Source organism: Coprococcus sp. AF102-57 (assembly GCF_027686195.1).
GTDB lineage: Bacteria > Bacillota > Clostridia > Lachnospirales > Lachnospiraceae > Allocoprococcus > Allocoprococcus comes.
The window spans coordinates 62,970-75,956 of the sequence record NZ_JAQCSY010000012.1; the positions used below are offsets into that span (position 1 = coordinate 62,970).

A 12,987-nucleotide genomic window follows, 5' to 3' on the forward strand; every position below is an offset into this window, starting at 1 on the left:
CAGCTGATACCGATTTTTGAACAGGAAAAGAAATAACAGGAGGCAGGTTATGGCAAATACAGCGAGCTGTTGTGACACCTGTACATTTTATATTTACGATGATGAATATGAATGTTACACGTGTGACAGAGACCTGGATGAGGATGAGATGATGCGGTTTCTGACGGATAAGCATTATCAGTGCCCTTACTACAGATCTGGAGATGAATACAGAGTCGTCAGAAAACAGATGTAAATTGTAGATGATGGAGTAGAAGTATAAAAAACACAGAATTTTGTAATGCGTCAGGTAATAGATGAATTTGTACTTGTTCCAAGAGGAGAAGTTGCGGAGCGGATAAATGGAACGATGATACTAAGTGAGACAGCGGCATTTATATATGAACATCTGGAGGAGGCTATAAAGGTGAGAGATAAAAAGGAAAATACAGTGAATGAACAGGACAATCCGCTTGGGTATGAAAAGGAATCAAAACTACTGGTTGGATTTGCGATTCCATGCATTATTTCCATGCTGGTAACAGCTCTTTACAATATTGTAGATCAGATTTTCATTGGTCAGGGTGTGGGAATGCTGGGAAATGCAGCAACGAATATTGCGTTTCCACTTTCTACTTCCTGTACGGCAATCTCACTGCTGCTTGGAATCGGCAGTGCGACCAATTTTTCATTGAAGCTTGGTGCAGGAGAAGAAAAAGAATCTGCAGAGTATGCGGGAAATGGAATTTGCCTGATGGCAATTTTCGGGATTGCACTTTTTGCAGTAACGACGATTTTTCTGACTCCGATGCTGAAATTCTTCGGTGCCACATCGGAGGTACTTCCGTATGCACAGGAATATACACGGATCACGGCAATTGGCTTTCCATTTCTGATCGCAAATACAGGGATGAGTAAGCTGATCCTTGCGGATGGAAGTCCGCGGTATTCGATGACATCTATGCTAGTGGGTGCTATTGTAAATACAATTCTGGATCCGATTTTTATTTTTGGGTTGCAGATGGGAATGAGGGGCGCAGCACTTGCTACGATCATAGGACAGATCGTTTCGTTCGGCATCAGTCTGCGGTATATGTTCCATTTTAAAACGATCCGGCTTACAAAGGAAAGTTTCCATATGACGGGAAGACATATCGAGAATATTTTCAAATTCGGTGCCAGTGCCTGCTTTAACCAGATTGCAATGACGATCGTACAGATCGTACTGAATAATACATTGTCGCATTATGGAGCACAGTCTGTATATGGCGGTGACATTCCGCTTGCCTGTGCCGGGATCATTACAAAAGTAAATATGATCTTTATGTCATTTGTTATCGGAATTTCTCAGGGAATCCAGCCGATTATCGGCTTCAACTATGGCGCAGAGAAGTATGAACGGGTACGGAAAAGCTACCTGCTCGCACTTGGAACTGCAACCGTTCTTTCCGGAATTGCATTTTTCTGTTTCCAGGTATTCCCGAGACAGATCATCAGCGTATTTGGTTCGGGAAGTGAGCTGTATTTTCAGTTTTCAGAGCGGTATTTCCGGATCTATATGTTCCTTACGCTTATCAATGGAATCCAGCCGGTTACATCGAACTTTTTCAACTCCATCGGAAAATCGCAGCTGGGTGTATTTATGTCCCTGACAAGACAGATTCTCTTTTTATTGCCGCTGATCGTGATCTTTCCATTGTTTATGGGAATTGACGGTGTTATGTATGCCGGACCAATTGCAGATGCGGCAGCAGCAATCGTCTGCGGATATTTCATGGTGAGGGAGCTTAAGGAACTTTCCGCGATGGACAGGAAGAAAAAAGAAGAATATGCAGCATAATGGTTGTAAGTAAATCAGGATATAAGCTGGAAAAAAATTTGTATATACTGATTAGTAAGAAAAATGAAATGAGATGATGACTTGAATATTGAGATTGTTATTCCAGTCTTCCGACCAGATGGACGACTGAAAATGAGTATAGAGAGATTATTGAGACAGAGTGTAATGCCGGACAGAATTTTGCTTGAAGTTCTTTATGAGAATCCGATTGATAGGGAAATCCCGGAAATCTATATGGATAAAAGAATTGAGGTCCGATATACTCCAAAGGAGGAATATGACCGGGCAGGAAGCAGAGATGCGATTTTACGGGAACTGGATTCGGATATTGTGATTTTTATGGTACAGACGGCGATACCACAGAACCGATATCTGGTAGAGAAGCTGACAGAACCGTTTAAAGAGGAGCGGACGGCGGTCGTGTATGGAAGGCATATGACAGATGATGAATGCAGTCCGATCGAGTGTTGTGTGAGACAGTTTAACTATCCGCCGAAAGGTATGACAAAGTCTTTGGAAGATACCGGAAAGCTTGGAATCCGGACATTTTTCAATTCTAATGTATGCGCAGCGTACAGAAGAAGTGCATATCTGGAGACAGAAGGCTTTGGAAAGAGGATGATCGCCGGAGAGGATATGCTTGCGGCGAGAAGACTTCTGGAAAAGGGCTGGCAGACGGTTTATGCGCCAGAGGCTGAGATTCTGTATTATCGCAATGACAATCTGCGCGAACTCTGGAAGCGTAGCTTTGATATCGGGGTTGCGCATGCGGAGCATCCGGAGATGATTGAAAATACAAAACCTGGAAAAGAAGGAATGCGGCTGGTCCGTGTGACTTCAGCGCTTCTGAAGCAGAATCATATGGAGGAATATTTAGGTGAAGTGGCGGCGCGAAGTGCGGTTCGGTATCTTGCCTATCATTTTGGAAAACATTATGCGCATTTACCGGAACATTTTGTCCGGAAATGTTCGGCAAATAAAGCGTACTGGGAGAAAGAATAATGGGACATTTTTATTTTACAAGACATGGACAGACTGTATGGAATGTGGAAAATAAAATCTGTGGTGCGACAGATATCGAGCTGACAGAGCTTGGACATGAGCAGGCAATGGAGCTTGGAAGAAAGATTAAGGAAGAGGGCGTAAAGATTGACGAGATCCTGTATTCGCCACTTGTCCGGGCGAAGGAGACCGCGCGCCATATTTCGGAGGTGACAGGGATTCCGATGCGTGAGGAGATGCGCCTGAAGGAGCAGAATTTTGGAAAATATGAGTCCACTCCGAGAAATGGGGAGGAGTTCAAAAAGGCAAAACAGAACTTTATCAATCATTTTGAAGGCGGGGAGACAATGCTTCATCTGTGCCAGAGGATTTACAATCTTCTGGATGACATTCGGAAAGAAGCGAATGATAAGGTTTATCTACTGGTTGCACATAATGGAATTTCCAGAGTAATCCAGTCTTATTTTTATGATATGACGAATGAAGAGTTTGCGGCATTTGGAATTAAGAACTGCGAATTGAGGAAGTATGAATTTCCGGAGTAGGAGTAGCGTATGAAATTACTTGTTAAGCAGAGAGTTTTTTCATGGACAGATTCATATGATGTTTATGATGAGAATGAAAATGCGAAGTATTTTGTAAAAGCAGAGTTTTTGTCGCTTGGACACCGGCTGCATGTATATGATATGGCAGGGAACGAACTCGGGTTGATTAAAGAAAAAGTGATGTCATTACTTCCAGTGTTTGAAATTGAAGTGAATGGGCAGACACTTGGACGGATTGAAAAGCGTTTTACATTGTTTCGACCGAAGTATGATGTTGAGTTTAATGGATGGCATGTAGAAGGAGATTTCATGGGATGGAATTATGATATCTATGAAGCATGCAGTCCTGTGGTACATATTACAAAAGAATTATTCCACTGGGGAGATACTTATGTACTGGATTTTGCAAATCCGGCAGATGAATTGATGGGACTTCTTCTGGTAATTACAATTGATGCGGCAAACTGCATTCAAAATAATTGATGTAATTTAATGAAATGTAAAAAAAGTCAAAAAAAACATAAAAAACACTTGCCAAACCGGTTGGTATGTGATAAGATTCTTTTTGTTGACGCGGAAGTGTCGGAATGGCAGACGAGCTAGATTCAGGTTCTAGTGCTCGCAAGGGCGTGTGGGTTCAAGTCCCATCTTCCGCATAATAAAAGAAACCTCAGGTGATTCGCCTGAGGTTTTCTTTTATTGTACCGAAGCGATCCCTGAACCCAGGGTCCAGGTCTTCGCTCCGCTACGGTCGGCGCAGAGCACTCGTCCACCGGACGAGTTGCGCCCCATCTTCCGCACAGATGTCTTGAATTAAATACATGAGAACATCGGATTGACAATCTCTTGTCAAGGTGCAATAATATCCGCGGAGGTAGTATTTGAAAACTACAAAACTATACTCTGACTGAATCACAACAATTTCATATCGAAATCGTTTCCGTCAACAGGTGACGGAGAAGGAGCTTATATTTATTAAGAGGTAAAATAAGACTCAGGGAATACGAAGAATAGCAGAAGCATTTGCAGGGAGAAGTATACCTTGATGATGCTTTTTTCATATAATAATTTGGAATTATGGAAAAAAGCATGGTTACACTCTATGTTTATGCTTATTTACGTGTTTCCGGACAGAAAAGGAGTAAGACATGACAGTTGAGATGCTAAAAGGAAAGATTCATCGTGCTACGGTAGTACAGGCAGAATTAGATTACGTGGGAAGTATTACCGTTGATGAGGAACTGCTGGAGGCAGCAGGAATTATGGAATATGAGAAGGTTCAGATCGTGGACGTGAATAACGGAAGCCGATTTGAAACTTATACGATCTGTGGTAAGCGTGGAAGCGGAATGATCTGCTTAAATGGCGCTGCGGCAAGATGTGTAAGTACAGGTGATAAGGTTATTATCATGTGTTATGCAAATTATGAGGCAGAAGAAGCCAAAGAACATAAACCAAAAGTTGTTTTCGTGGATGATGAAAATAAGATCAGCCGTGTGACAAATTATGAAAAACATGGGTTGTTGAAAGACCAGGAAAAATAAGGAATCTAAAAACAAAATGAAATTTGTTGAATTCAGAACAAGAGGCTATCTCCGAATTTATTATAAAGAGGAGAATTATCATGCAGGTAACAACAACAGTCGAAGAGACAAGAAAATTAGTTAAGAACTGGAAAAAAGAAGGAAAAACCATAGGTCTTGTACCGACCATGGGATTCTTACATGAAGGGCATGCAAGCCTGATAAGGAGATGCCGTGAGGAAAACGATATCGTTGTGGTATCCGATTTTGTCAATCCGACACAGTTCGGACCGACAGAAGACCTGGAAGCATACCCGAGAGATTTTAAACGTGACAGTGAGCTTTGTGAGAGCCTTGGAGCAGATCTGATCTTCCATCCGGAACCGAAGGATATGTATCATGATCCACATGCTTACGTAAGTATTGATACGTTATCTGATACCCTTTGCGGAAAGACAAGACCGATCCATTTTAAAGGGGTATGTACGGTTGTTTCCAAATTATTCAATATTGTAGCACCGGACAGAGCTTATTTTGGACAGAAGGATGCACAGCAGCTTGCAATCATCCGCAAGATGGTGCAGGATTTGAATTTTGATATCCATATCGTAGGCTGCCCGATCATCCGTGAGGAAGACGGACTTGCCAAATCATCCAGAAATACCTATTTAAGCGCAGAAGAGAGAAAGGCTGCACTGTGCCTTTCAAGAGCCGTTAAAACCGGTCAGGAGGCGATCTGCAAAGGAATTAAGGCAGAAGAAGTTCTGTCAAAGATGCGCGCAGTGATCGAAGCAGAGCCGCTTGCAAAGATCGACTATGTATCCATGGTAGATGCACTGGATATGCAGCCGGTCGAAAGTGTGGAAAAAGATGTTCTGGTTGCCATGGCAGTCTATATTGGAAAAACAAGGCTGATCGACAATTTCAGCTATGAGGTATAGCCTATGGAAAACAGAATGAAAAAAGTGGGAAAGGTCAGCTCTTTTCTTACAAAATATATCGGGATCATCATTATCTGTTTTTCCATCATTGCATTTTTCTGGCGTGACGGTTTTGCGTGGACAACGAGCTACACTTCTGTATTTCTCGGAGTTGCCATGTTCGGCATGGGGCTTACGATCAAGATGGACGATTTCAAAAGAGTCTTTTCCAGACCAAAAGAAATCCTGATCGGATTCATCGCACAGTACACGATCATGCCGGTGATCGCGTGGATCCTGTGTCAGCTGATGCAGCTGCCGACAGATTTGGCACTTGGCGTGATCCTGGTTGGTTGCTGTCCGGGCGGAACGGCAAGCAATGTGATCACCTATATCGCCGGAGGTGATGTGGCACTTTCTGTCGGAATGACGATCACATCAACTCTTGCAGCACCGATTGTAACACCACTTCTGGTGTATGTACTCGCCGGAGCCTGGGTAGAAGTATCCTTCTGGGCAATGGTAATTTCTGTAGTAAAGGTTGTTCTGGTTCCGGTACTTCTGGGAATTCTGATCAACTGGGTCTGGGGAAAACAGATCCAGAAAATATCAGAGGTTCTGCCACTGATCTCAGTTGTATCGATCGTAATGATCATCAGCGGAATCGTAGCCGTCAATGCAGAAAAAATCTTAAGCTGCGGACTTCTGGTTCTTGGAGTTGTGATGCTTCACAATCTCTGCGGAATGGGAATCGGACTTGGTGCAGCGAAAATTTTACATATTGAGTACGATAAGGCAACCGCTATTGCCATCGAAGTCGGAATGCAGAACAGTGGACTTGCAATTTCCCTTGCGACTGCCAATTTCGCGGCAAATCCACTGGCAACCCTTCCGGGGGCGATCTTCAGTGTATGGCATAATATATCCGGATCTTTGTTTGCAGGGATCCGCAGGAGCGGAGAACAGACGAAAGAGGCATATCAGGAAGTTACAGAATAAGAAAAATCCTGCGATTTTGAATTGGCAAAATCGCAGGATTTTTTGTACTCAGAACAGAAAATACAGAGACTAAAGCACGTCATTTTTGTACCGATTTGAATGGCAGATGAATGGGAAAGAAGAGAACAGGAACTCTTCTTTTCCATTCATTTGCCCCTCGCGTCAAACAAAAAAATTTCCCTCTTGTCAAATCATTCCGATTATGTTATATTATCAAATAGTTTGAATATAAAAATATTTTAAACGAAAAAGATTTTAAAACAAAAATAAATGGAGAGAACAACCATGAGAGGAAGGATATGCGGTACCGGTTCTTATATACCGGAGCATTATTACGACAACAATGATCTCGCGAAGTTTGTGGAGACGAATGATGAATGGATCCGTGAACGGACCGGAATTGTGCGCAGACATATTGCAGAAGAAGATACAACAGTCAGCATGGCGATAAAAGCGGCAAAAAATGCACTTACAGATGCAAAATTAAATGCAGACGATCTGGATCTGATCCTGGTATCTACAATCACGCCAAACACCGTGATCCCAAGCACTGCCTGCGAAGTCCAGAAAGAGCTGGGAGCAGTAAATGCAACCTGTTTCGACATCAGTGCCGCATGCAGCGGTTTTGTGTATGCCTACAATACTGCGCAGGCTTACATAGCAGCCGGAATGTATCAGAACATTCTGGTGATCGGAAGTGAAACCCTATCCGGAATTGTCAACTGGAAAGACAGAGGAAGCTGCATTCTTTTTGGTGACGGGGCAGGAGCAGCCGTGATCTGTGCAGAAGAAGGTGAAATCTTTCCGGCAGTTACCCATTCTGACGGAGCAAAAGGACAGGTACTTGCCTGCGAAAGCCGTCAGCAGAAAAACTGGCAGGACAAAGAAAATGAAAAACAGACTTATGTATCCATGGATGGACAGGCAGTTTTCAAATTTGCCGTAAAAAAAGTGCCGGAAGTCATTGGAGAACTTCTGCAAAAAGCAGATCTGACCGAGAAAGATATTGATCTTTTCGTTCTGCATCAGGCAAACTTACGGATCATCGAATCTGTGGCAAAACGGATGAAAACAGACCTTGCAAAATTCCCGGTCAACATTGAAGAATACGGTAATACATCATCCGCCAGCATCCCAATCCTCCTGGATGAACTGAACAAAACCGGTCGCTTCCACAAAGGACAGAAGATTGTTCTCTGCGGCTTCGGTGCCGGACTCACCTGGGGAGCCACACTCATAGAGTGGTAAATATAAAAATAATCAAACAATAAGGAGACTAAGAACATGTTAGAAAAAGTAAAAGAAATCGTAGCAGAAGGACTTGACGTAAACGTAGCAGACCTCACAGAGGAGACAACTTTTGAATCTCTTGGAGCAGATTCCCTTGATCTGATGGATATGGTTATGACATTTGAAGATGAATTTGGTGTGGAAATCGATACGGAAGCAATCGGTGATCTCAAGACAATCGGAAGTGTTGTAACATACATCGAAGGACTGAAAAAATAAGAATCGCAAAAACACAGACAGAAAGAGGTTGTAATATGAAAACAGAAGTAACCGAATTACTTGGAATCGAGTATCCGATCATCCAGGGCGGAATGGCCTGGGTTGCTGAGTATCATCTTGCGGCCGGCGTATCAAATGCCGGCGGGCTTGGGCTCATCGGGGCTGCAAGCGCCCCGGCTGAGTGGGTACGTGAACAGATCAGAGAAGCAAAAAAGCTGACTGATAAACCATTTGGAGTAAATATCATGCTGATGAGTCCTTATGCAGAGGACGTGGCAAAAGTAGTAGCGGAAGAAGGCGTAAAGGTTGTAACGACAGGCGCCGGAAGCCCGGAAAAATATATGAAAATGTGGAAAGAAGCAGGAATTAAAGTCATTCCGGTGGTTGCATCTGTTGCACTTGCAAGAAGAATGGAACGGTGCGGGGCAGATGCAGTTGTTGCGGAAGGATGTGAATCTGGAGGACACATCGGAGAAAATACGACTATGGTACTGGTTCCACAGATTGTAGACGCAGTGAAGATTCCGGTAATCGCAGCCGGAGGAATCGCAGATGGAAGAGGAATTGCGGCAGCATTTATGCTGGGAGCAAAAGCCGTACAGATGGGAACCCATTTTGTTGCGACCGAAGAATCTATCGTACATGAAAATTATAAAAATGCGATCATCAAAGCGAAGGACATTGATTCCAGAGTAACCGGAAGAAGCACAGGACATCCGGTAAGAGCACTTCGCAACCAAATGACGAAAAAATATCTGGACCTTGAGAAAAACGGTGCATCCTTTGAAGAACTTGAGCACCTTACACTTGGAGGCTTAAGAAAGGCCGTTGTAGACGGAGATGTGACAAACGGAAGCGTAATGGCGGGACAGAGTGCAGCCATGGTAAAAGAGATCATGAGCTGTAAAGACCTGATCCAAAAGCTGGTAAGTGAGACGGATGCACTGATCGGAGGCAAAGGATTTTATGAATAAAACAGCATTCATTTTCCCGGGACAGGGCGCGCAGAAGTGCGGTATGGGAAAAGATTTTTATGAAAACAGTGAACTTGCAAAAGAGATTTTTGATACAGCAACAGCAGAGCTGGGACTTGATATGACAAAGCTTTGCTTTGAAGAAAATGAGCAGCTGGATCAGACAGAATACACTCAGGCAGCCATGGTAACAGCCTGTCTTGCAATGACAGCCGAGATTGAAAAGAGAGGTCTTACACCGGATGTGACAGCCGGGCTCAGCCTTGGAGAGTACTGTGCGATCAGCGCAGCGGGAGGCATGCAGCCGAAGGACGCCATTTCTCTTGTGAGAAAAAGAGGGATTCTGATGCAGAATACCGTTCCGGCAGGTGAAGGAGCCATGGCGGCAATCCTGGGACTGGATGGAGAAACGGTTGAAAAAGTGACGGAAGAAATTCCGGGTGCGTCTGTGGCAAATTATAACTGTCCGGGACAGATTGTAATTACAGGAAAGACCGCAGCGGTAGAAAAGGCAGCAGAGTCTTTAAAAGCAGCCGGAGCAAAAAGGGCGGTTCTGTTAAATGTAAGTGGTCCGTTCCACTCAAAGATGCTGGAAAGTGCAGGCGAAGAGCTTGCGAAGGAAATGGAGAAGAGAAATTTTGAACCACTTGCCATTCCTTATGTGACGAATGTTACGGCAAAATATGTGACAGATATCAAAGAGACAAAGGCACTTCTTGCAAAACAGATTTCTTCACCGGTACGATGGGAAGAAAGTGTGAGAACTATGATTGAAGATGGTGTAGACACTTTTGTGGAAATCGGACCGGGAAAAACACTCGCCGGATTTATGCGGCGTATCGACAAAAGTGTCAAAGTATATAATATCGAAACCTGGGAAGATATGGAAAAAGTAATTGCTGAACTGGTGTAAAAAACAGGCAATGGAAAGGAAAAGCATATGACAGACAGAGCAAATTTGGAAGGACAGATCGCGGTGGTTACCGGCGCGTCCCGTGGAATTGGAAAGGCAATTGCGAAGGAACTGGCTGCACAGGGAGCAATAGTTGTGATCAATTACAATGGTTCTGAAGCAAAAGCAGATGAAGTAAAACATGAAATTGTAGAAAAGGGTGGATGTGCCCAGTGTATGCAGTGCAATGTGGCAGATTACGAGGGATGTGAAGCATTTATAAAAGCAGTGATCGAGCAGTTTGGAAGAATCGATATTCTGGTAAATAATGCAGGGATCACAAAGGATGGTCTGCTGATGCGTATGAGTGAAGAAGATTTCTCCGATGTCATTGATGTCAATCTGAAAGGAACTTTCCATTGCATCCGTTTTGCATCCAGACAGATGATGAAGCAGAGAAGCGGAAAGATCATCAATCTTGCATCTGTAGTTGGAATCAGCGGAAATGCCGGTCAGGTAAACTATGCTGCATCTAAAGCAGGAATTATTGGAATGACCAAATCTGCGGCAAAAGAACTGGCATCCCGCGGAATCACGGTTAATGCGGTTGCACCGGGCTTCATTGAAACGGAGATGACAGAAGTTCTTTCCGATAAGCTCAAAGAAGAAATGAGAGGTCAGATCCCTCTTGCCAGAATGGGACACCCAGAAGATGTCGCGAAGGCAGTGGCGTTTCTGGCGTCTGATCATGCGAGTTACATTACGGGGCAGGTTCTGCAAGTCGATGGGGGGATGGTGATGTAAAAATGGTTGCAGAGAAGGTTGAGGGACAAATTGTACAAAAGATGTCCTTCAAATTCAGACTCGCAAACCATTCCGATGAGCCTCCTAAAACAAGGATCGTGTCAGCAAAGGCTTCCACAATCCTTTGAGTCTCATCTCCATTGCTCGAAAAATGAATTTGAATGACATCTTTTGTACAGTTTGTCATTCAACTTAACCTAAAAATACTTATAAGATGATAAATTTTATCAAAAAGTGAAACAGTCAACAACACACCAAAGGAGGCAATATGAAGCGCAGAGTTGTTATTACGGGGCTTGGAGCGATTACCCCGATTGGTAATACAGTAGAAGAATTCTGGAACGGTATCAAAAATGGAACCGTAGGAATCGGTTCGATCACAAAATTTGATACAACCGAGTATAAAGTGAAGATCGCAGCGGAAGTCAAGGACTTTGTTGCAAAGGAACGGATGGATTTCAAGGCATCGAAGAGAATGGAAACATTTTCCCAGTATGCGGTTGCAGCGGCGAAGGAAGCGTGTGCGGATGCGGGATTTGAAATTGAAAAAGAGGACCCATACCGTTGTGGCGTGATCATCGGTTCGGGAATCGGAAGTTTGCAGCAGATTGAGAAGCAGTACACGACGATTCAGGAAAAGGGACCGGGAAGGGTGGCACCACTGATGGTTCCGATGATGATTTCCAATATGGCAGCCGGAAATGTATCGATTCAGCTTGGGCTTAAAGGAAAGTGCACAAATGTCGTTACAGCATGTGCAACGGGAACCAATTGTATCGGGGATGCGCTTCGTGCCATTCAGTACGGAGATGCGGATGTAATGTTTGCAGGTGGTACGGAAAGTTGTATCTGTCCGACGGGGATTGCCGGATTTACCGCACTTACCGCACTTACTACCAGTGAAGATCCACTACGTGCATCGATTCCATTTGACAAAGACAGAAGTGGGTTTGTTCTTGGAGAAGGAGCCGGTGTGGTGGTTCTGGAAGAGCTGGAGCATGCGAGAGCAAGAGGCACAAAGATTTACGCAGAGCTTGCAGGTTACGGGGCAACCGGAGATGCTTACCATATCACTTCCCCGGCAGAAGACGGAAGCGGTGCGGCAAAGGCGATGGAGCTTGCGATGGAAGAGGGCTGCGTGACGCCGGAAGAAGTGCAGTACATTAATGCACACGGAACCAGCACTCACCACAATGATCTGTTTGAAACCTATGCGATCAAGAAAGCATTCGGCGATGCGGCAAAGGATGTGGTTGTGAATTCAACGAAATCCATGATCGGTCATCTTCTTGGTGCGGCAGGTGCAGTAGAGTGTATCGTTACTGTAAAATCCATTCAGGATGGATTTATCCATCAGACCGTTGGAACCAGGGAATGTGATGAAGAATGTGATCTGAACTATGCAGTTGGCGCACCGGTCGAAAAAGAGATCAAATGTGCGCTCACCAATTCCCTTGGATTTGGCGGGCACAATGCAACCCTTCTTTTGAAGAAGTATGAAGGATAGAGGTAGAAGGATGGAATTAGAAAATCTGGTAAAACTGATTCAGACCGTTTCAGATTCGGACCTGACAGGATTTCAGTATGAAGAAAACGGTGTGAAATTGAAAATACAGAAAGAAAAAGAACAGATGGTTGTCAGTACAGGGGCAGCACAGCTGACGACAGTACAAAACGTGCCAGGAGCGCAGAGTAATGCAGTATCGGCACTGAAGTCGGAGGATGGACCGGAAAAAGGAAAAGAAGCAGAAGGGCAGCTGATCAAATCCCCTCTGGTTGGAACCTTTTATGCAGCACCGTCGGAAGAGGCAGCACCATTTGTGGCAGTTGGCGATCATGTGGCAAAAGGACAGACGGTTGCCATCGTAGAGGCGATGAAGCTGATGAATGATATTGAGTGTGATTTTGACGGTGTGGTATCGGAAGTACTCGTGAAAAATGGAGAAACTGTGGAATACGGACAGCCATTATTCCGAATCGCATAGCTGAATGGAGGGCGA

At 44.2% G+C, this 12,987-nt stretch carries 15 protein-coding genes and 1 tRNA gene; all 16 read left to right on the forward strand.

Features of this window, described 5'->3' with window-relative positions:
* Window positions 1–49: 49 nt before the first annotated feature.
* The 16 genes from PGZ10_RS09335 to accB all read left to right on the forward strand — a co-directional run bounded on the left by PGZ10_RS09335 (window position 50) and on the right by accB (window position 12,972).
* Window positions 50–235: a DUF6472 family protein gene (locus PGZ10_RS09335; RefSeq protein WP_117557673.1), complete on the forward strand. Its 186-nt coding sequence runs from the start codon at window positions 50–52 to the stop codon at window positions 233–235.
* 45 nt (window positions 236–280) lie between these two features.
* On the forward strand, window positions 281–1,819 hold the full coding sequence (locus PGZ10_RS09340; protein WP_270541214.1) for an MATE family efflux transporter: 1,539 nt from the start codon (window positions 281–283) through the stop codon (window positions 1,817–1,819).
* Between the two features lie 81 nt (window positions 1,820–1,900).
* On the forward strand, window positions 1,901–2,821 hold the full coding sequence (locus tag PGZ10_RS09345) for a glycosyltransferase (RefSeq protein WP_117834914.1): 921 nt from the start codon (window positions 1,901–1,903) through the stop codon (window positions 2,819–2,821).
* Entirely contained in the window at window positions 2,821–3,366 is a 546-nt protein-coding gene (locus tag PGZ10_RS09350; RefSeq protein ID WP_270246802.1) for a histidine phosphatase family protein, read from the forward strand. Before PGZ10_RS09345 ends, PGZ10_RS09350 begins: the two co-directional genes overlap by 1 nt.
* A 9-nt stretch (window positions 3,367–3,375) precedes the next feature.
* Window positions 3,376–3,849: an LURP-one-related/scramblase family protein gene (locus tag PGZ10_RS09355; RefSeq protein WP_117823453.1), complete on the forward strand. Its 474-nt coding sequence runs from the start codon at window positions 3,376–3,378 to the stop codon at window positions 3,847–3,849.
* A 90-nt stretch (window positions 3,850–3,939) separates the two neighbouring features.
* Window positions 3,940–4,022 (forward strand) — tRNA-Leu (locus tag PGZ10_RS09360).
* A gap of 492 nt (window positions 4,023–4,514) precedes the next feature.
* The gene (panD, locus tag PGZ10_RS09365; RefSeq protein WP_055156306.1) at window positions 4,515–4,910 is read left to right on the forward strand and encodes an aspartate 1-decarboxylase; all 396 of its coding nucleotides are present in this window, start codon (window positions 4,515–4,517) and stop codon (window positions 4,908–4,910) included.
* 80 nt (window positions 4,911–4,990) lie between these two features.
* Entirely contained in the window at window positions 4,991–5,830 is an 840-nt protein-coding gene (panC, locus tag PGZ10_RS09370; protein WP_270541215.1) for a pantoate--beta-alanine ligase, read from the forward strand.
* A 3-nt stretch (window positions 5,831–5,833) separates the two neighbouring features.
* Entirely contained in the window at window positions 5,834–6,808 is a 975-nt protein-coding gene (locus tag PGZ10_RS09375; protein WP_117557677.1) for a bile acid:sodium symporter family protein, read from the forward strand.
* Window positions 6,809–7,093: 285 nt separating this feature from the next.
* Window positions 7,094–8,056: a beta-ketoacyl-ACP synthase III gene (locus tag PGZ10_RS09380; protein ID WP_022220152.1), complete on the forward strand. Its 963-nt coding sequence runs from the start codon at window positions 7,094–7,096 to the stop codon at window positions 8,054–8,056.
* 36 nt (window positions 8,057–8,092) lie between these two features.
* The gene (locus PGZ10_RS09385) at window positions 8,093–8,317 is read left to right on the forward strand and encodes an acyl carrier protein (protein WP_117557679.1); all 225 of its coding nucleotides are present in this window, start codon (window positions 8,093–8,095) and stop codon (window positions 8,315–8,317) included.
* 35 nt (window positions 8,318–8,352) lie between these two features.
* Window positions 8,353–9,291 (forward strand): enoyl-[acyl-carrier-protein] reductase FabK, encoded by a 939-nt coding sequence (fabK, locus tag PGZ10_RS09390; RefSeq protein ID WP_055249162.1) that lies wholly within the window; start codon window positions 8,353–8,355, stop codon window positions 9,289–9,291.
* Window positions 9,284–10,204, forward strand: a complete 921-nt coding sequence (gene fabD / locus PGZ10_RS09395; protein WP_117834922.1) for an ACP S-malonyltransferase — start codon at window positions 9,284–9,286, stop codon at window positions 10,202–10,204. Before fabK ends, fabD begins: the two co-directional genes overlap by 8 nt.
* Window positions 10,205–10,231: 27 nt before the next feature.
* Window positions 10,232–10,987 (forward strand): 3-oxoacyl-[acyl-carrier-protein] reductase, encoded by a 756-nt coding sequence (gene fabG, locus PGZ10_RS09400; protein ID WP_270541216.1) that lies wholly within the window; start codon window positions 10,232–10,234, stop codon window positions 10,985–10,987.
* A gap of 268 nt (window positions 10,988–11,255) precedes the next feature.
* Window positions 11,256–12,494: a beta-ketoacyl-ACP synthase II gene (gene fabF / locus PGZ10_RS09405; RefSeq protein WP_270541218.1), complete on the forward strand. Its 1,239-nt coding sequence runs from the start codon at window positions 11,256–11,258 to the stop codon at window positions 12,492–12,494.
* Between the two features lie 10 nt (window positions 12,495–12,504).
* Entirely contained in the window at window positions 12,505–12,972 is a 468-nt protein-coding gene (gene accB, locus PGZ10_RS09410) for an acetyl-CoA carboxylase biotin carboxyl carrier protein (protein ID WP_117557683.1), read from the forward strand.
* The last annotated feature ends 15 nt before the right edge of the window (window positions 12,973–12,987 follow it).

Excerpts from the sequence above, each read along its gene's own strand:
- PGZ10_RS09335 (WP_117557673.1), top strand. The coding sequence starts at position 50 with ATGGCAAATACAGCGAGCTGTTGTGACACCTGTACATTTTATATTTAC.
- PGZ10_RS09340 (WP_270541214.1), top strand. The coding sequence starts at position 281 with ATGCGTCAGGTAATAGATGAATTTGTACTTGTTCCAAGAGGAGAAGTT.
- PGZ10_RS09350 (WP_270246802.1), top strand. The coding sequence starts at position 2,821 with ATGGGACATTTTTATTTTACAAGACATGGACAGACTGTATGGAATGTG.
- PGZ10_RS09355 (WP_117823453.1), top strand. The coding sequence starts at position 3,376 with ATGAAATTACTTGTTAAGCAGAGAGTTTTTTCATGGACAGATTCATAT.
- panD (WP_055156306.1), top strand. The coding sequence starts at position 4,515 with ATGACAGTTGAGATGCTAAAAGGAAAGATTCATCGTGCTACGGTAGTA.
- panC (WP_270541215.1), top strand. The coding sequence starts at position 4,991 with ATGCAGGTAACAACAACAGTCGAAGAGACAAGAAAATTAGTTAAGAAC.
- PGZ10_RS09375 (WP_117557677.1), top strand. The coding sequence starts at position 5,834 with ATGGAAAACAGAATGAAAAAAGTGGGAAAGGTCAGCTCTTTTCTTACA.
- PGZ10_RS09380 (WP_022220152.1), top strand. The coding sequence starts at position 7,094 with ATGAGAGGAAGGATATGCGGTACCGGTTCTTATATACCGGAGCATTAT.
- PGZ10_RS09385 (WP_117557679.1), top strand. The coding sequence starts at position 8,093 with ATGTTAGAAAAAGTAAAAGAAATCGTAGCAGAAGGACTTGACGTAAAC.
- fabK (WP_055249162.1), top strand. The coding sequence starts at position 8,353 with ATGAAAACAGAAGTAACCGAATTACTTGGAATCGAGTATCCGATCATC.
- fabD (WP_117834922.1), top strand. The coding sequence starts at position 9,284 with ATGAATAAAACAGCATTCATTTTCCCGGGACAGGGCGCGCAGAAGTGC.
- fabG (WP_270541216.1), top strand. The coding sequence starts at position 10,232 with ATGACAGACAGAGCAAATTTGGAAGGACAGATCGCGGTGGTTACCGGC.
- fabF (WP_270541218.1), top strand. The coding sequence starts at position 11,256 with ATGAAGCGCAGAGTTGTTATTACGGGGCTTGGAGCGATTACCCCGATT.
- accB (WP_117557683.1), top strand. The coding sequence starts at position 12,505 with ATGGAATTAGAAAATCTGGTAAAACTGATTCAGACCGTTTCAGATTCG.